The sequence below is a fragment of the Pannonibacter sp. XCT-53 genome (genome assembly GCF_009915765.1).
In the GTDB taxonomy this organism is placed as follows: Bacteria; Pseudomonadota; Alphaproteobacteria; order Rhizobiales; family Stappiaceae; genus Pannonibacter; species Pannonibacter tanglangensis.
The window spans coordinates 1,124,029-1,141,073 of sequence record NZ_JAABLQ010000001.1 but is presented as its reverse complement, the minus strand read 5'-3'; the positions used below and the strand labels follow the sequence as shown (position 1 = coordinate 1,141,073).

The following is a 17,045-nucleotide window of genomic DNA, read 5'->3' as shown; positions in this document are numbered from 1 at the left end:
CTTATTTGACCGCCAGCCGGGCCTTGCTCTGCCTGGCGACGGCAATGACATCGGTCAGCACTGTGCTTGCGTGGCGCAGTGCGACCGCCATGACCAGCAACCCTCCCGAAAGTGCGCTGGAAATCTGGCTTGGAACGCCAATGGCCTGCAGTCCCTGCTGGAAGTAGCCAATGACGAAGGTTGCGAGCAGCGTGCCGATGATCGAGCCGCGCCCGCCGTAGATGGATGCCCCGCCGAGCACGGCCGCCGTGACCGCAGGCAGCAGCGTCTGTGCGCCGAGATCAACGCGGGCCGAGCCGAAATAGGCCGACATCACCAGCCCCGCGACGGCCGCGCAGGCACCGATTGCCACATAGGTCAGGCTCTGCACCCGGGTCACCGCGATGCCGGCAAAGCGGGCCGCCTTGTCCGACTGTCCGCACAGGAACACCGAACGGCCGAACCTTGTGAAATGCAGCAGCAGGATCAGGAGACCGGCCAGCCCCAGAAACAGGACCAGCGAGGCCGGAAGACCGGCGACCTCGGCATAGCCGAAGGCGTTGAAGGCCTCGGGGAAGTTGCCGATGCCCTCGTAGCCGCCAGCGCCAACCAGGCCCGACACAACGGTCGCGGTGCCCTGGAACAGGTAGAGACTGCCGAGCGTCACGACGAGCGGCTGGATCTTCGACAGGTGGATGATGGCGGCGTTGAAGGCGCCGCAGAGCGCGCCAACCCCAAGCGCCAGGCCAATGGCAAGCGGCAGCGGCACGCCGAAGAAATTGGCAACACCGAAGACAATCGCCGCCAGCCCGATCACCGAGGCAAAGGACACGTCGATCCCGCCGGCGATGATCACCAGCGTCAGCGGCAGCGCGACGATGCCGATCTGCACGAAGTCGGACGTGCCATAGATAAGGTTGGGCGGATTGAGGAAGCGCGGGTTGATCAGGCCGAAGACGGCAAGCTCGAGCACCAGCATGGCAAGCAGCGCGGTTTCCCAGCGGAAGACGAGCTTCTTCATGGCCGTGCCTCCGCGACCATATCGACCCCGGACTGGGCCAACGACTGGGCCGAAGACTGGGCCGAAGACTGGGCCGAAGACTGGGCCGACGACTGCGCGTGAACCGGATGCCTTTCAGGGACGGCGTAGCGGCGGGCGCGGATCCGCCGGTCGATCACCATGCGGATGCGGCCATCGAGCAGGAGCACGCTGAGAAGCAGCGCACCGGCGATGAAGTCGTTCCAGTAGGCCGGGATCTTCAGGAAGACGAGGGCGCTGTCGATGGAGGTGATGAAGATCACCGCAGCAAAGACACCGACGACGGACCCGGTTCCCCCCAGAAGGCTGACGCCGCCGAGCACATTGACCGCGATGGCCTTCAGCTCGATGCCATTGCCGGCCTGGTTCGGGATGAAGCCGATCTGCGCCGCAAACACCAGTCCCGCCAGCGCCGCACAGGCTCCCGCAACCACAAAGGACAGGAACTGCACCAGCCGCACGGGCACGCCAAGGTGATGCGCGGCAGCCTGATTGTCGCCGACCGCATAGAAATAGCGTCCGAACCGGGTGAAGGTCAGGAACCCCCAGGCGGCTACTGCTACGGCGAGCACGCAGAGCCCTGCGACCGAAAACCCGAAGCCGAGATCGGCCGCCAGCAGCTTCAGCCCCTGCGGCAGGTCCTCGATCCACTTGCCGCCGGTCAGGACCAGCATCAGGCCGCGGAACAGCCCGAGCGTGCCGAGCGTCGCGACAATGGAGGGAATGCCGAGAATGGCAACGAGGAACCCGTTGAACGCGCCGGCAAGCACGCCGGTCGCAATGCACAGCACGATGGCGACAGGCAGCGCCACGCCCGCATCCAGCGACAGGCCCAGCACCGCCGCGCTGAGGCCGAGGATCGATCCGGTCGAGACGTCGATGTTGCGCGTCAGGATCACGACCATCGTGCCGATCGAGACGAGCAGAAGCACGAGGCTGCTGGACAGGATGAGCGAGAAGGTCGTGGCCGAGAGATAGTCCGGCGACGCGATCCCGATCACAAGGAAGAGGCCAGCCAGGATGGCAAGCAGGGTGGCGACGCGGTTTCGCGCCAGCTGGTCAAGCATGATGGGCCTCCGCAGAGCCAAAGGCGAGATGGGCGATCGCGTCGACGGACAGGGTCTGCGTCAGTTCGCCCGAGGAACGGCCGAAGGCCATGACATGCACCCGGTCCGAGAGCTGCACGATCTCGTCGAAGTCCGAAGAGATGAGCAGGACCGCAACACCGGTTTCGGCCAGCGACTGGATCAGCCGGTAAATGTCGTTGCGGGCCGCCACATCGACGCCGCGCGTCGGCTCGTCGAGGATGAGCACCTTCGGATTGACGGTGAGGCACTTGGCCAGCAGCACCTTCTGCTGGTTGCCGCCCGAAAGCCGGCGCGCCTCCTGGCCGGGGCCGGTGCACTTGATGCCGAGCCGGTCGCGGAAACCGTCGAAGGCCTTGCGTTCGGCGCCCGGCCGCAGGAAGAACGGCAGCCGGTGCACGAGATAGGACGAGGCATTCCAGTAAAGCGGTGCCTCGAGGAACAGGCCATGCTGCTGCCGGTCCTCCGGCAGATAGACCAGCCCCCGGTCGACACAGCGGCGCGGCGAGCGGCCGGTCAGCTCCTCGCCGTCAAGACGCACGGACCCGGACGACTGCGGCCGCAAGCCGAAAACCGTTTCGGCGAGTTCCGTCCGACCGGCGCCGACGACGCCGGCGAGCCCGAGGATCTCGCCCGCCCGGACCTCCAGGCTGATGTCGCGGAACCCCTCCCCGCCCAGACGCTCGATCTGCAGCTTCGCCGGTCCGGCGAGACCTCTTGCCCGGGTGGCCGGCGCACGAAGCCCCTCGTCACCGGACTGCACCCGGCTCATCGCCTCGATGATTTCCGCGTCGCTGAACCCGTCCAGCGCGCCGGAGAGCACAATGACACCATCGCGCAGCACGCTGATCGTGCCGCAGATGTCGCGGATCTCGCGCAGCTTGTGCGAAATGAAGAAGATGCCGACGCCCTGCCCCTGCAGCTTGCGCAAGCAGGCAAACAGCGCCTTCACCTCGAACGGTGTCAGCGCCGACGTGGGCTCGTCGAGAATCAGCACCCGTGCCTGGCGCAGAAGCCCGCGCAGGATCTCCACGATCTGCCGCTCGGCGATTTCAAGCGTGGCCGCCTGGGCATCAAGGTCGAGGGAAACCGAGAGTTCCGCCACAAGCGCCATCACCTGCGGCCGCAGCTTGCGCGGCGAGGCGGCCAGCCCGAGGCAGACATTCTCCAGCACGGTCTGGTTGGGCAGGATATGCGCTTCCTGCGGCACCAGGTAGAGGCCGAGCTCTTGTGCGGCAGCAGGCGAGGCATGGGCCAGCGCCCGGCCGTTGATCTCCACCGCGCCGGAATTGGCGGCAATGAGCCCGGCCATGATCTTCATCAGGCTCGACTTGCCCGCACCGTTCCCTCCCAGAAGCGCATGCACCTCGCCGGGCTCAAGCGACAGCGAGACCCCTTTCAGCACCGGAACGGGACCGTAGGATTTCCAGATGTCCGTGAGCTTGGCAGCCCTCCCGGCCGCAGGCATCGCAGTCATTCCGCACCTGTTCAAATGTATCAGACGCGGATGAAATGATCACATGAAGACAGCCTCGTCAACATGCTCAACGCGAGGGCCATGCCGCACTGCGGCATAAAATTCCTTCAAATTGCCGGATTCAAGCCATTTCAGTCAGCGCGCAAGCTGTCATGATTTTTTCATCCGCCCCTCCGTTGACGGATCAAATGTTTCTTTGATACTCATATGTTCAATGTCCGCTTGAGGAACCCGCCATGAGCACGGATGCAGGCAACACCGACTGGAGCTATGCCGATGCCGATGAGGAAACCCTCACCCGCATCGCCTGGTACTATTACAATGACGGCCTGACCCAGAACGAGATCGGCGAGCGGCTCAACATGTCGCGCATCAAGGTCTCCCGGCTTCTCGACAGCGGCCGCCGGTCCGGCATCATCCAGGTGCGCATCAACTCGCGCTATCAGGGCTGCCTGACCCTCGAGCGCGAGATCAAGGACCGCTATGGCCTGCTCGAGGCCTATGTCGTCCCCCGCCTGCCGGAAGAGGATCCGAGCGACCGCCTCGGCCAGGCTGCGGCGCAGTTCCTCATGCAGCGGCTGAAGCAGGATGACCTTCTGGCCGTCGGCTGGGGCGCGACCGTCAGCAACACCATCCAGCGGCTCGGGCATCTGGCCAACGAGAAGCACATCGGGCTGGTCAGCCTCACCGGCGGCGTCAGCACCTATGTCGAGGGCATGCGGACCGCCAACTGGGGCCGCAGCGTTCACCTCGTCCCGGCCCCGCTCGTGGTGCGCGATCCCGGTGTTGCCGCGAACCTGTCGTCGGAACCGGCTGTCGCCAATCTCCTCGACATGGCGCTGAACGCCTCTTTCCAGCTTGTCGGCATTGGCGAACTGTCCCCCGGGTCCACCGTGGTGCGCGCCGGCTACATCAGCCCGGACGACGTTGTGCCGCTGCGCCGCAAGGGCGCGGTCGGCGACATCCTCTGCCAGTTCTACAACGAGCGCGGCGAGGTGCTGGACCTGCCGCTGCATGACCGGGTCATCGGCGTGAAACTCGCAAGCCTGTCCAAGGCCGAGAAGGTGGTCGCGGCCGCCGGCGGCCTGAGCAAGGTCCAGGCAATCCATTCCGCCCTGCGTGGGAAGTTCATCGGCATCCTGATCACCGACGAGACCACGGCCACCGCACTTCTGGACGTCAGGGACTGAGACATCATGGCAAAGACCTATCTGCTCGCCCTTGACGCTGGCACGGGCAGTGGCCGCGCCGTCATCTTCGACGAGGCCGGCCACCAGATCGCCAGCGCCCAGCAGGAATGGTGGCACCGGACCGATCCCCGGTTTCCCGGCTCCATGGACTTCGACGTCGAGGCCAACTGGCAGACCCTGGCCCAGGCAATCCGCAAGGCCATCGCGTCCGCCGGGATCGCACCGGCGGACATCCGCAGCGTCAGCGCCACCAGCATGCGCGAGGCAATCGTCGCCTATGACCGCTCGGGCCGGGAAATCTGGGCCTGCGCCAATGTCGACAGCCGCGCCAATGCCGAAGTGACCGACCTGAAGCGCGACGTCCCGGGCCTCGAACAGGATCTCTACCGCCAGACCGGCCAGACCTTCGCGCTCGGCGCCCTGCCCCGGCTCCTCTGGCTGAAACGGCACCTGCCGGATGTCTATGAGCGGATCGACCGCATCAGCATGCTGTCCGACTGGATCCTCGCGCGCCTCTCCGGCGTCATCGCCAGCGATCCCTCGAACGCCGGCACCACCGGCCTCCACAGCCTTGCCACGCGCGACTGGCTGCCGGAAGCTGCGGCCCGCGCAGGGCTGCGCACGGACATCTTCCCGCCCACCGTCGAACCCGGCACCCGCATCGGCGAGGTCACGGCCAACGCGGCAGCCGAGACCGGGCTTCTGCCCGGCACGCCCGTCGTCATGGGCGGCGGCGATTGCCAGATCGGCTCGGCCGCCATCGGTGTCGTGAGGGAGGGCGATTGCGCCGTCCTCGGCGGCACCTTCTGGCAGCAGGTCGTCAACGTCGCCCCGTCGGTCTCCGACAGCGCCATGAACCTGCGCATCAATCCCCATGTCGTCACCGGCCTCAACCAGGCCGAAGCGATCAGCTTCTTCGTCGGCCTCGTCATGCGCTGGTTCCGCGACAGTTTCGGCGCCGAGGAAGTGGCCGCAGCCGGACCGGATGGCGACGCCTACCGCCTGCTTGAAGAGCAGTCGGCCCATGTGCCCGTCGGCGCCCATGGCATCATTCCCGTCTTCTCCGACGTGATGCGCTACGGCGCCTGGTATCACGCGGCCCCGTCGCTCCTGAACCTGTCAATCGACCCGGCCAAGTCCGGCAAGGCCGCCATCTTCCGTGCCCTGCAGGAAAATGCCGCCATCGTCGCCGCGCGCAATCTCTCGTCGATCTTCACCCTCACCGGCCGCACGCCGGACAGGATCATCTTCGCCGCCGGCGCTTCCAAATCCGCCCACTGGTCGCAGATCCTGTCGGACGCCACGGGCCTTCCCGTTGTCACGCCGGTGGTGAAGGAGGCAACCGCGCTGGGCTGCGGCGCCGCCGCCGCCATCGGCATCGGGCTCCACCGCGACTTTGCCGATGCAGCCACCCACTGGGTGCGCTGGGACCGGCATTTCGAGCCCAACCTCGCCCACAAGGCCATCTACGACGAGGCCGGAGAGCGCTGGGCCCGGGCCTATGCCCTGCAGCGCCAGCTCGTCGACGACGGCATCACCACGCCGATGTGGAAGGCCCCCGGTCTCTGACCCGACGCTGGCAGCCGCCCCGTTCCGACCGGTCGTCGCCCGCCTGCAGCCGGACGCAAGGGTCCGACCGACATGGCCGGCGCCCCGTCCGGGCGGCCGCCAGTTCTCCCCCGACACCCCACCAACCCAAAAGGGAACCCCGTCATGCTCATCCAGATGGTCTCCATCAACGTCAAGCCCGGCCATGTCGAGGAATTCATCGACGCTTTCCGCATCAATTATGAAGGCACCCGCAAGGAACCCGGCAACCTGCGCTTCGATGTGCTGCGCGACCCGGACGACGAGACCCGGTTCGTCATCTACGAGGTTTTCACATCGGCCGAAGCGCTCGACGACCACCGCAAGACCGAGCATTACCGCGAGTGCGTCCGCCGGATCGACCCGATCCTGACCGGCCCGCGCACCAAGACCTATTTCAACGTCGAGATGGCCGATTTCCTGACGACCGGCTGACACGGGCCGGACTGCGCCGCGCCCCCCTTGGTCTCCCGACGGGCCCGCACCGCCAACAGGCGACCAGGGTCGCGCCGGTCAACGGAATTGAAAGCAGTTTCCTGCTTGCAGCCGCCGGCGAGGATCAGTCAGGGGTCGACGGATAGGCCGTGCCGGGGAAGCGGCCAAGCGCGGCGGCAAAGGCGCCTCCTGCGGCGTCAATGCGAGCCCTCGCCTCGCTGATGAGCCGTTCTGCCGCCGGCCGCGAGACCCCGAGCCCGATGAGGCTCGCCGGCAGCAGCAGGCTGTCGTTCGACCACAGCACCACGTGCCAACCTGCGTCGGGGACAAAGCGCAGGAAGGCGAGCGCGGTTGCCTCGCCCGTGCGGAAGCCCGCCAGCGCCACGTCGCCCTGCAGCACCACGGGGGCGACGGCCCGCGCGTCACCGGAGGTCGCCCGCGACAGCGCCGCCGCTATGGCAACGATATCTTCCCCCGGGTCGCGCTGCGTACCGGCGTCGGGCGCGCCCGCATCCTCCCGGGCGATCGCGACAGGCAGCGCAGCCGTCTCGGGCGCCGGGTCGATCAGGAAGACCATTGGCAGCCGCCCGGCCCGCTCGAAGACCAGCGTTCCCGACACCTGTTCCCCCACGATCAGCGCACGCGGCACCTCGGCGATCCATCCCTCCGTTTCGCCTGTTGTCAGCACGACAGTTTCGCCCGGCGGCAGCGCCAGCCAGGCAAGCGCATCGCTGCCACCAGTGGCGTTGGGACGGCGCAACCGCACGGGTCCGAACTCGGTCTCGATCGCCAACAGCCGGTCGGCGACTGCGCCATCGTTCGCGATCACCATGTGCACCGGCCAGGGCCCGCCCGGCGCAGCCAGGGCCGGGATGGCAGGATGGATCACCTGCAGGTCGCCATGGAGATAGTCATGCGCCAGCGCGCGCGCAGGTGCCAGAAGAATGGCACAAACCGCCAGCAGCATCAGCCGCGCGCGCAAGGTCGATCCGCCGAGGCGCTTGTGCGGTCGCGCGCTCACGGCATCACCCGTCTGGCGCGGGCCGGATGGTCTTCCGGCCAGGGATCGGCAAGCGCCGGGTTGTGGATCAGGGTTTCGTCCTTCAGGCTTTCGAGGAAGGCGATGAGGTCGTCGACCTCCCGGGGGCTGACCTCGAACCCCACGATCATGCCGTCCTTCTGCGGATGGCTGCCGGCACGACCGCCACGGGCATAGTGCTCCAGCACGCCCCTGAGGTCGGGGATCGAGCCGTCGTGCATGTAGGGCGCCGTCAGCGCGACGTTGCGCAGGCTCGGCGTCCGGAAGCGGCCGGCATCTGCCTCCCGACCCGTGATCTCGATCAGTCCGGGCGCCGCATCAGGATAGGGGTCATGAAGGCCGGTGTTGTGGTAGCCCGCCTCCCCGCCACCTGTGCTGGTCCGGATGGTCTTGAGATTGTTGGTGAAGTGGATGCCCGAGTGACAATGATAGCACTCAAGGCGATGGTCGAAGAAGAGCTGCTCGCCGCGCTGCGCCGCCTCGGACAGGGCATCGCTCTGCCCGCCATACTTGAACCGGTCGTAGGGGCTTGCCACGGAGACGATCGAGCGCTGGAACGCAGCCAGTGCCCGGGTGACCGTGAAGAGATCCGGCTGCGGCCGCTCCGGAAACGCCGCGGCAAAGGCTGTGGCGTAGTAGGGGTCCGCCGCCAGACGGGCAAAGATCTCGACCTCACGCCCGGCTCCGCCCATCTCCACCGGAGCCTCGCCGAACAGCGGCACCAGCGCCTGGAACTCCAGCGTGGTCATGTGCGGATTGGCCCAGGTCAGCACCGGCAGGTAGGCGGCATTGGCGAGGCTCGGCGCATTGAGATGCCCCGTTGTCCCGTCGATGCCGACGCTGGTCGGACGACCATCGGTGAAGGCGCGCTCCTGGACATGGCAGGAGACGCAGGCGACCGTTCCGTCAGCGGACAGGCGCGCGTCATAGAAGAGATGACGGCCGAGATCCACCTTGGCCGCCGTCATGGCGTTGTCGCCCGGCACGACGGGGGGCGGCATCCAGGCGGGCAAGGGCCAGACGAAGGTCTCGGCTGCGGCGGGATGCACCGCCACAGCCAGCCAGACACTCGCCGCCGCCGTCTGCAACAGCCGGCGCATGGCGTCAGCGCAGGGAGACAAGCGCCTGGGGACCGGCCGCCACGTCCATGTAGGGCAGCCCCAGCTTGGTCATCACGGTCATGCAGTCCGGATCCTTCGGGAAGGCCATGCAGCCGGGCGAGGTCTCCGGCGCATTCACCCGCAGGTCCGCCCCTGCCACCACCGGAGCCGGGTCGATCACCACGGTGCTGCCGTCCGGGCGGAAGCTGTCGAGTTGCACGTCGATGCGGTTGCCGTTCTTGCAAGCCTTGGGCGATTCGGTCTTCGAGGCCGCGTCGCACTGGGTCGAGCCGAGATGCAGGAACCAGCCCTTGGGGCCATCTTCCTTGCGGTCGGTCGGAACCATGTCGATGCGAACGAACTTGTAGCCGCCCTGCCAGTTCCAGAACATCGCCGTGGTGTTGAGCGGTGCCGGCGCCAGGGTCGGATCCCCATGGTTGATCTCGAAGGGCACGCCCACCGTGAAGCTCAGCCCCTGGTACTCGCCGGCCGGTACGATGCCGCGCAAGGTGGTGTTGAGCGCCTTGGTGCCGTTGGTGCAGCCGCCGCTGGCGTCCTCGAAGTCGATGAGCGCGGTGCTGCCGGTCTGCCACTGGCCGTCCTGGTCCAGCGTGATCGGCTGCAGCGTGCCGTCCTTGCGCACCAGAGCGGCGTTGGAGACGAAAAGGCGGAAGTCGACCGCCTTCACCTCGGCGCCGGTGCTGCCAAGGCCGGCGTAGGTCTCGGAGCAGGAAAAGGCCTTGCCGCCGATTTCGGCCGCAAAGGGAATGGACACGCGCATGTCGGCGAGCGCCGGCGTGGACGACAGGACGGCAAGCGCCGCAACAAGATGCAGTTTCATGTGAGGGATCTTTCCCGAAAGAAGGCAGGCCCGAAAAGGGCAAGGGGCTGCGGCCCGGCCGGGCTGCAGCGGACAGAAGCTCAGCCGGCCTGGTGCGGCGGAGCCCTGACACGCATGGCCATGGCTGCGAGCGCGGGGACAGCGTCCTGGCGCTCGAACCTGCCTGCCTCGGGCGTGCTGCGGGGAAACGGCAGACGAGACGTCTCGATCAGCAAGGGCTGCGGCACCTTGCACAAGGTACAGTCCTTGCAGGACGATGGATGGCTGTCGGGTTCCTCGCCACCCCCGAGACAGAGATCGGAGAGGCTGCCACCGGCCAGCACATAGGCCGCAAGCGCTGCGTCGCGCTCGGGTGCCGAGCGCATCCCTGCGCCTGCCCCGCCCCCGAGCGCAATCAGGGCCAGCACACAGAGCGCGACCAGAACGGACCGGAGGGGGCGACGGCAGTTCCACATGTCTGGTACCCAGCATCGCATGCCGTATCAGGACAAGCGGCCCCTGCAGCCCTGCGGCGTGCGGTCACGCTTTTGAAAGCAGTCTCCGGCATCAATGAGGCCGACCGCCGGCAGAGGTGCCACGGAGCCGGAAGGACGACCCCTCGAGCATGACGCCCCCCCCTTCACCCCGCCCGCGTCCCGCCACACGTCTCGCCACACGTTTCGCCATGGTTCTCACCCAGGCGGCTCCCTTCCTGAAGCTCGGGGCGGCCACGGGCGGGGCGGCCCTGCTTGCCTTCGTCACCCAGACCGTGCTCGCACGGCAGCTCGGGCCCGACGATTATGGCCGCTTCTCCGCCGGCCTCAGCCTTGTCACGATCATGGCCCCGCTCGCCTGCTTCGGCATCGGCAGCTTCTGGCTCTCCGTCTTCGGCAAGGAGGGCTGGCAGGCGGAGCGGTGGCTCGGCGCGTCGCTGCGCTATGTCCGGGCGTCGGCGCTGGCGGTGCTTGCCCTGCTGGCCGCCTGGGCGCTTGCGGGACCGCATGACCAGGCCACGACCGTGGTCATCCTGGCGCTGATGGTCTTCGTCCTGGCGCAGATCCTCATGGAACTGGTCGGGGTCCTGTACCAGCTGGAGGAGGACTACACGGCCTTCGCGCTGTGGCAGGTGCTGCCGCATGTGTTCAGGCTGGGGCTGCTCGGCGGTCTGCTCGCCCTGCTGCCGGCGACGGCCGGCCTCGCGGCGGCCCTGCTCGCCTTCGGTCTCGGGTCGCTGGCCATCGTTTTGCTCGGCGCGCTGCGGCTCAGGGCAAGGCTCGGCGGCCGGCTTGCGCTCAAGGGACACGGCCCCCGCCCCTCCGCCAGCTGCGCCTCCGGCATGGCCCCGGCGAGCCTTGGCGACGTGCTCGGCGCCTCCCTGCCCTTCGGCCTCGTCGGCTTTGCCTATCTGCTCTACACCCAGCTCAACGTGGTGCTGGTGAAATATCTCGGCAGCGACGCGGGCGCGGCCTACTACAACATCGCCTTCATGGTCATGAACGCCTTCCTGCTCGTGCCCAACATGGCCTTCGAGAAGGTGCTCGTGCCGCGCATCCACCGCTGGTACCACCAGGACCGGGCGCAGCTCGTCACCGTGCTGAAGGGGGCCACCCTGCTGGTCCTCATCCTGTCGGCGGCCGGCATCGTGCTGCTGACGCTGGCGGGCGATCTCGTCGGGCGCTTCTTCTTCGGGGCCGAGGGTCAGCCTCTGGCTGCGGCGCTGATGATCCTCATGTGGTCGCTGCCGCTGCGCTCCCTCAGCCTGTGTTTCGGTTCGGTCCTGTTCGTCGGCGCCTTCATCCGGCTGCGGCTCTGGTTCGTGCTGGCAGCCATCGCGGTCGATGTGGCGCTGGCGGTCGCCCTCATTCCCGGTCAGGGCGCGGTCGGCGCGGCAATCGCCATGGTGGCGGCCGAATCTGTTATGTGCATCCTGTTTTTCCTCGGCATGCTCCGGGCACTCAGACATGGGGAACGCGCGACGTGAACAGGACCGGCCCAGCCAGGGTGAGCGTCATCATCCCGTGCTACAACGCTGCCCGCACCATCGGCACCACGCTGCGCTCCATTGCCGACCAGACGCTGCTGCCGGTCGAGGTCATCTGCGTCGATGACTGCAGCCGCGACGACACGGTCGAGGTGATCCGGGCCTTCGCCGCCACCTGTCCTGCACCCGAGATCATCCTGCACCGCATGCCGCAGAACGGCGGGCCAAGCCTTGCCCGCAATGCCGGCTGGTCGATGGCACGCGGCGATCACGTCGCCTTCCTCGATTCGGACGACATCTGGCACCCGCGCAAGCTGGAGATCCAGATGCGCGTCATGCAGGAAACCGGCAGCTTCGGGTCCTCGCATGCCCGCAAGGTCGACCTCAGCCTGTCGCCGCCCCCGGCTGTCGAGGTGCCGGCGCCGCAGCCGTTGAGCTTCACCGGCCTGCTCTACTGGAGCCGGATCATCACCTCCTCGGTGGTGCTGCGCAACAGCCCCGACTACCGCTTTCCCGAAGACATGCGCTACAGCGAGGACTTCAAGCTGTGGTGCCGCATCCTCGCCGACGGCCATCGTTTCATGCTGATCGACGTGCCGCTGTCGGGCATCGTCGGCGGCCATGACGCCGCCCCCGGCCTCAGTGCCGCCGTGCTGAAGATGGAACGCGGCAAGCTTGCGGTGTTCCGCGGGCTGCACCGCGAGGGCCGGATCTCCTGGCCGCGCCTGGCCAGTGTCATCGCCTTTTCCAACCTGAAATTCGTGATCCGTCGCATCCAGGGCCTGTTCTAGCCCCGGACCATTGGCCACACGCGACAGGCCGGCCTTCGGTCCGCAGGCGGCTGCCGTCAGGCGGTCGGCTCGAACAGCTCGGTCAGTTCAAAGCGGGTCACATCGACCAGGCCCAGATCCGAAATCCGGAGCTCCGGGATCACCACCAGCGCCAGCAGCGAATGCTGCATGTAGGCGTTGTTGAGCTTGCAGCCGCAGGCCGCCATCGCCTCCACCATCGCCGCCGCCTTCGCCGCCACCTCGGCGGCCGGCCGGTCCGACATCAGTCCCGCAATCGGCAGCTCCACCAGCGCCAGCTCCTTGCCGTCCTTCCACACCGTCACGCCGCCGCCGACCTCACCAAGGCGATTGGCCGCCCTGGCCATCATCTCGCGGCTGGTGCCGACGACGATCATGTGGTGGCTGTCATGGGCAACGGTCGAGGCAATGGCCATCTCGCCCTGGTAGCCGAAGCCGGAGACGAAGCCGTTCACCACCTTGCCGGTCGCCTGGTGCCGCTCGACCAGCGCGATCTGGCAGACGCCGTTCTCGCCTTCCACCAGCCCGCCGATCACGGGCAGCTCCGCCGTCAGCGCCCTGGTCGGCGCCTGGTTCTCGACCACGCCGATCACCTTGGCCTTGACCGCATTGGCGCCCTTCGGCGCGGCAATGGCAAAGTCGGACGCGGCCAGCACCTTGCCAAGGCGCACCGTCTCGCGTGCGGACTGCGGCCAGTCGTAATGCGGGCAGGCAACGCGCATCTCGCCGTGTTCGGCCACCAGTTGCCCCCGCGCATAGACCGCCTCGATCGGCAGCTCGGTGAGGCTCGAGGTCAGGATCACGTCGGCGCGGCGGCCCGGCGCGATGGAGCCCAGCTCCCGCTCCAGCCCGAAATGCGTCGCCGTGTTGATCGTCGCCATCTGCAGCGCGATCACCGGGTCGCAGCCGCAGGCAATCGCATGGCGCACCACCCGGTTCATGTGCCCCTCATGCACCAGCGTGCCGGAATGGCAGTCGTCGGTGCACAGGATGAAGTTGCGCGGATCGAGCCCCTTCTGCGTCACCGCCGTGATCTGGCTTTCCACGTCATACCAGGCCGACCCCAGCCGCATCATCGAGCGCATGCCCTGCCGCACCCGCGCCACCGCATCGCTCTCCGCCGTGCCCTCATGGTCATCGGCCGGGCCGCCGGCGACATAGGCGTGGAACGGGATACCCCGGTCAGGACTTGCGTAGTGGCCGCCGACCGTCTTGCCCGCCGCCATGGTTGCGGCCATCTCGGCCAGCATCTGCGGATCGCCGTGGATGACGCCGGGATAATTCATCATCTCGCCAAGGCCGATGATCCCGGGCCAGGCCATCGCCTCGGCCACATCCGCAGCCGACACGGCAAAGCCGGTCGTCTCCAGCCCCGGCGCCGAGGGCGCGCAGGAGGGCATCTGGGTGTAGATGTTGATCGGCTGCAGCAAGGCCTCGTCATGCATCATGCGCACACCCGCCAGCCCCAGCACATTGGCAATCTCGTGCGGGTCATGGAAGATCGTCGTCGTGCCATGCGGGGCGACGGCGGCGGCGAACTCTGCCGGCGTCAGCATGCCGCTCTCGATGTGCATGTGGCCGTCACACAGGCCGGGGATCAGGTAGCGCCCCTCGGCCTCGACGATCTCGGTCCCCTCCCCGATGCAATGCGAGGCGTCCGGCCCGACATAGGCAAAGCGCCCCTCGGCAATCGCCACCTGCCAGCCGTCAAGGATCTCGCGGCTCTGCACATTGACAAGGCGCCCTCCCCGGATCACCAGATCCGCCGCCGCCCGACCCGCCGCAACCGCGACAAGGCGCGGGGCAACCTCGGCCCAGGATTTCGTCCGGTTCTCGGCGGCGGCATCGGTCACGTGGCTAACTCCCTGACTGCAATGACTTGTCGTCGGCCATGGTCCTTGCTGTGCCGGCGGGTGTCAAGCTTGGCAAGGCGGTTTGCACCGCCCTCTCCAGACCTCGCAAGACTACGGAGGTGCTGCCGGCTTTGATCTGGCGCAAGGCCGCGCAAGACTTGCGTCTTTAACGTCCCGGTTGTCCGGTTCCGGCCACACACCAGGGCCAAAGGACACGCTCTTTCCTCAATCCAAGGAAGAAAGACAAAATGTCAGCGACACCCAATCCGGCGACCATGAAGGCCGCCGTCGTGCGGGCCTTCGGCGCCCCGCTTGATGTCTGCGAGGTCGCCCGTCCCGTCGCCCTCCCCGGCAAGATCGTCGTCAAGGTGATGGCCAGCGGCGTCTGCCACACCGACCTTCACGCCGCCGACGGCGACTGGCCGGTGAAACCCAATCCCCCCTTCATTCCCGGCCACGAAGGCGTCGGCATCGTCTGCGAGGTCGGGGCCGGCGTGAAGGGCATCAAGGAAGGCGACCGGGTCGGCATGCCCTGGCTGCACTCCGCCTGCGGCCACTGCAAGCACTGCGTCGGCGGCTGGGAAACCCTCTGCAACGAGCAGCAGAACACCGGCTACAGCGTCAACGGCGGCTTTGCCGAGTATGTGCTGGCTGACCCCGGCTATGTCGGGCATCTGCCGGCCGGGCTCGAGTTCGCGCCCGCCGCGCCCGTGCTCTGCGCCGGCGTGACCGTCTACAAGGGCCTGAAGGAAACCGACACACGCCCGGGCGAGACCGTCGCCATCATCGGCATCGGCGGGCTTGGCCACATGGCCGTGCAATATGCCAAGGCCATGGGCCTGCATGTGGTCGCCGTCGACATCCATGACGACAAGCTGGCCCTTGCCCGCAACCTGGGGGCCGACCACACCATCAACGCCCTGACCACCGACCCGGTTGCCGAGATGCAGAAACTGGGCGGGGCCGAGGGCGTGCTGGTCACGGCCGTCTCGACCAAGTCCTTTGCACAGGGCTTCGGCATGCTGGCCCGGCGCGGCACCATGAGCCTCGTCGGCCTGCCACCCGGGGACTTCCCGCTGCCGATCTTCGACACGGTGCTCAACGCCAAGACCATTCGCGGCTCCATCGTCGGCACGCGCAATGACCTCACCGAAAGCCTCGCCTTCGCGGCCGAGGGCAAGGTCAGGGCGCACTACTCGGAAGACAGCCTCGACAACATCAACGCGATCTTCGACCGCATGCGCCAGGGCGCGATCGACGGCCGTGTGGTGTTGCGCATGAACTGACCCTTCCGGGCAGGATCATGTCATCCGGAATGATCCGATCTGTCCGCACAAGCATCCGCGCGGCCCCCTGCCGGGCCGCGCGGCACGTTTTCAGGCCGGCGCGTCACGGCTCTGTCACTTAAACCCGCTATGCCTCTCCAAGTCATTCGAATGAATTGGAGGCCTTGATGGCGCGGGAAACGTGGCAGTCGATCCGGGACCGGCTGGCAGCCGACATCCTCTCCGGCGTGCTGGCACCGGGCGCGCAACTGCCGACCGAGCCGGAGCTTTGCGCCGAATTCGGGGCCGGACGCCATTCGGTTCGCCGCGCCATTGCCGCCCTTGCGGTCGAGGGCAAGCTGCGCGTCGAACAGGGCCGCGGCACCTTCGTCGAAAGCGCGCCTCTCATCAACTACCAGATCAGCCGCCGCACCCGCTTCCGCCAGAACCTCCTGAGCCAGGGCGTGACGCCGGCGGGCGAACAGGTGACCGATGACGTGATCGCCGCGCCGCGCCGCGTGGCGGAGGCGCTGGAGCTGCCCGAGGGCGCGCCGGTGCACCGGCTCATGCGCCGGGGCCTTGCCGACGGCGTGCCGATCAGCCTCGGCGTCGCCTGGCATCCCTTCGACCTCATTCCCGACATGGCCGAGCAGCGCCGCGCCGGCCGCTCCGTCACCGACATCTACCGCGCGCATGGCATCACCGACTACCTGCGCAAGAGCACCACCATCTACGCCCGCCGCCCCACCCTCGAGGAGGCGCGTCTGCTCAAGCAGCACCCTGACCAGCCCGTGCTGGTCGTCACCAAGACCGACGCGACCCTCGCCGGACGGCCGATCGGCTACTCCCAGGCCATCTGGGCCGCCGACCGCGTGCAGTTCACCTTTGATCTTCCCGACGAAGCCGAACCCCGGAGTCCTGACCAGGATGACTGAGACCACCCCCACCCATGAGGCCACCAGCGGCCACAGCGCCTTTCTCACCGCGCTCTCCCATGGCGATGCGGACAGCGTGAAGCGTTTTGCCGAAGGCCTGCTGCCGCAGCTGGGAGCCGTCGAGGTCCTGCGCAGCCGCACCGGCCTGGTCATGCTGCCGTTCCGCGACACGGTGAAAGGCACCGATTTCCACCTCGGCGAGGTGCTCGTCGCCGAAGCCGAGGTCCGCCTCACCGACCACGACGCCACCGGCTACGGCATGGTCACGGGCCGCGATCTGGAATGGGCCATGGCCATGGCACTGATCGATGCCGCAGCGGCGGCCGGCCTGACGCCCACGGTCCTCGACGCCTTCGTGACCGGCCTGGAGGCGGCCAATGCCGACCGCGACCGGGCGCGCCTGCGCGCCGTCGAGGCCACCCGCGTCGACATGGAAACCTTCTGATCCCTC

At 67.5% G+C, this 17,045-nt stretch carries 16 protein-coding genes; 8 read left to right on the top strand and 8 right to left on the bottom strand.

What is annotated here, in order from left to right; all coding sequences use genetic code 11:
- Position 1 precedes the first annotated feature (1 nt).
- The 3 genes from GWI72_RS05310 to lsrA are packed head-to-tail and all read right to left on the bottom strand — an operon-like array spanning position 2 to position 3,580.
- The gene (locus GWI72_RS05310; RefSeq protein ID WP_161708055.1) at positions 2 to 1,000 is read right to left on the bottom strand and encodes an ABC transporter permease subunit; all 999 of its coding nucleotides are present in this window, start codon (positions 998 to 1,000) and stop codon (positions 2 to 4) included.
- Positions 997 to 2,085 carry an autoinducer 2 ABC transporter permease LsrC gene (gene lsrC, locus GWI72_RS05305; RefSeq protein ID WP_161708054.1) on the bottom strand — a complete coding sequence of 363 codons (1,089 nt, stop codon included), beginning with the start codon at positions 2,083 to 2,085 and terminating at the stop codon, positions 997 to 999. The genes GWI72_RS05310 and lsrC overlap by 4 nt, the downstream gene beginning before the upstream one ends.
- Positions 2,078 to 3,580 (bottom strand): autoinducer 2 ABC transporter ATP-binding protein LsrA, encoded by a 1,503-nt coding sequence (gene lsrA / locus GWI72_RS05300; protein ID WP_161708053.1) that lies wholly within the window; start codon positions 3,578 to 3,580, stop codon positions 2,078 to 2,080. The genes lsrC and lsrA overlap by 8 nt, the downstream gene beginning before the upstream one ends.
- Positions 3,581 to 3,816: 236 nt before the next feature.
- On the opposite strand from lsrA, the gene GWI72_RS05295 reads away from it, so the two are divergent.
- The 3 genes from GWI72_RS05295 to GWI72_RS05285 all read left to right on the top strand — a co-directional run bounded on the left by GWI72_RS05295 (position 3,817) and on the right by GWI72_RS05285 (position 6,792).
- Positions 3,817 to 4,770, top strand: coding sequence for a sugar-binding transcriptional regulator (locus tag GWI72_RS05295; RefSeq protein ID WP_161708052.1), 954 nt, complete (start codon positions 3,817 to 3,819; stop codon positions 4,768 to 4,770).
- Positions 4,771 to 4,776: 6 nt separating this feature from the next.
- Complete coding sequence (gene lsrK / locus GWI72_RS05290) at positions 4,777 to 6,339, top strand: autoinducer-2 kinase (protein ID WP_161708051.1); 1,563 nt, start codon at positions 4,777 to 4,779, stop codon at positions 6,337 to 6,339.
- A 144-nt stretch (positions 6,340 to 6,483) separates the two neighbouring features.
- Positions 6,484 to 6,792 carry an antibiotic biosynthesis monooxygenase gene (locus tag GWI72_RS05285; protein ID WP_161708050.1) on the top strand — a complete coding sequence of 103 codons (309 nt, stop codon included), beginning with the start codon at positions 6,484 to 6,486 and terminating at the stop codon, positions 6,790 to 6,792.
- Between the two features lie 124 nt (positions 6,793 to 6,916).
- Here the strand turns inward: GWI72_RS05285 and GWI72_RS05280 are convergent, their stop codons facing one another.
- From GWI72_RS05280 to GWI72_RS05265, 4 genes are all read right to left on the bottom strand, one after another.
- Positions 6,917 to 7,813, bottom strand: coding sequence for a copper chaperone PCu(A)C (locus tag GWI72_RS05280; RefSeq protein WP_161708049.1), 897 nt, complete (start codon positions 7,811 to 7,813; stop codon positions 6,917 to 6,919).
- Positions 7,810 to 8,931: a methanobactin export MATE transporter MbnM gene (locus GWI72_RS05275; RefSeq protein ID WP_161708048.1), complete on the bottom strand. Its 1,122-nt coding sequence runs from the start codon at positions 8,929 to 8,931 to the stop codon at positions 7,810 to 7,812. The genes GWI72_RS05280 and GWI72_RS05275 overlap by 4 nt, the downstream gene beginning before the upstream one ends.
- Before the next feature lie 4 nt (positions 8,932 to 8,935).
- Positions 8,936 to 9,772, bottom strand: a complete 837-nt coding sequence (locus tag GWI72_RS05270; RefSeq protein ID WP_209000055.1) for an MbnP family copper-binding protein — start codon at positions 9,770 to 9,772, stop codon at positions 8,936 to 8,938.
- A gap of 80 nt (positions 9,773 to 9,852) precedes the next feature.
- Complete coding sequence (locus GWI72_RS05265; RefSeq protein ID WP_161708047.1) at positions 9,853 to 10,137, bottom strand: hypothetical protein; 285 nt, start codon at positions 10,135 to 10,137, stop codon at positions 9,853 to 9,855.
- Between the two features lie 299 nt (positions 10,138 to 10,436).
- Between GWI72_RS05265 and GWI72_RS05260 the strand changes: the two genes are divergently transcribed.
- Together GWI72_RS05260 and GWI72_RS05255 are read left to right on the top strand one after the other, a co-directional pair.
- Positions 10,437 to 11,732, top strand: a complete 1,296-nt coding sequence (locus GWI72_RS05260; RefSeq protein WP_161708046.1) for an oligosaccharide flippase family protein — start codon at positions 10,437 to 10,439, stop codon at positions 11,730 to 11,732.
- 20 nt (positions 11,733 to 11,752) lie between these two features.
- On the top strand, positions 11,753 to 12,523 hold the full coding sequence (locus tag GWI72_RS05255; protein ID WP_161708045.1) for a glycosyltransferase: 771 nt from the start codon (positions 11,753 to 11,755) through the stop codon (positions 12,521 to 12,523).
- Positions 12,524 to 12,579: 56 nt separating this feature from the next.
- On the opposite strand, the gene GWI72_RS05250 is transcribed toward GWI72_RS05255, so the two are convergent.
- The gene (locus GWI72_RS05250; RefSeq protein WP_161708044.1) at positions 12,580 to 14,394 is read right to left on the bottom strand and encodes an adenine deaminase C-terminal domain-containing protein; all 1,815 of its coding nucleotides are present in this window, start codon (positions 14,392 to 14,394) and stop codon (positions 12,580 to 12,582) included.
- Positions 14,395 to 14,642: 248 nt separating this feature from the next.
- On the opposite strand from GWI72_RS05250, the gene GWI72_RS05245 reads away from it, so the two are divergent.
- The 3 genes from GWI72_RS05245 (at position 14,643) to phnG (ending at position 17,039) form a co-directional block, all read left to right on the top strand.
- On the top strand, positions 14,643 to 15,680 hold the full coding sequence (locus GWI72_RS05245) for a zinc-dependent alcohol dehydrogenase (protein WP_161708043.1): 1,038 nt from the start codon (positions 14,643 to 14,645) through the stop codon (positions 15,678 to 15,680).
- Positions 15,681 to 15,847: 167 nt separating this feature from the next.
- Positions 15,848 to 16,594 carry a phosphonate metabolism transcriptional regulator PhnF gene (gene phnF / locus GWI72_RS05240; RefSeq protein ID WP_161675981.1) on the top strand — a complete coding sequence of 249 codons (747 nt, stop codon included), beginning with the start codon at positions 15,848 to 15,850 and terminating at the stop codon, positions 16,592 to 16,594.
- Positions 16,587 to 17,039: a phosphonate C-P lyase system protein PhnG gene (gene phnG, locus GWI72_RS05235; RefSeq protein WP_161708042.1), complete on the top strand. Its 453-nt coding sequence runs from the start codon at positions 16,587 to 16,589 to the stop codon at positions 17,037 to 17,039. The genes phnF and phnG overlap by 8 nt, the downstream gene beginning before the upstream one ends.
- Positions 17,040 to 17,045: the final 6 nt, after the last annotated feature.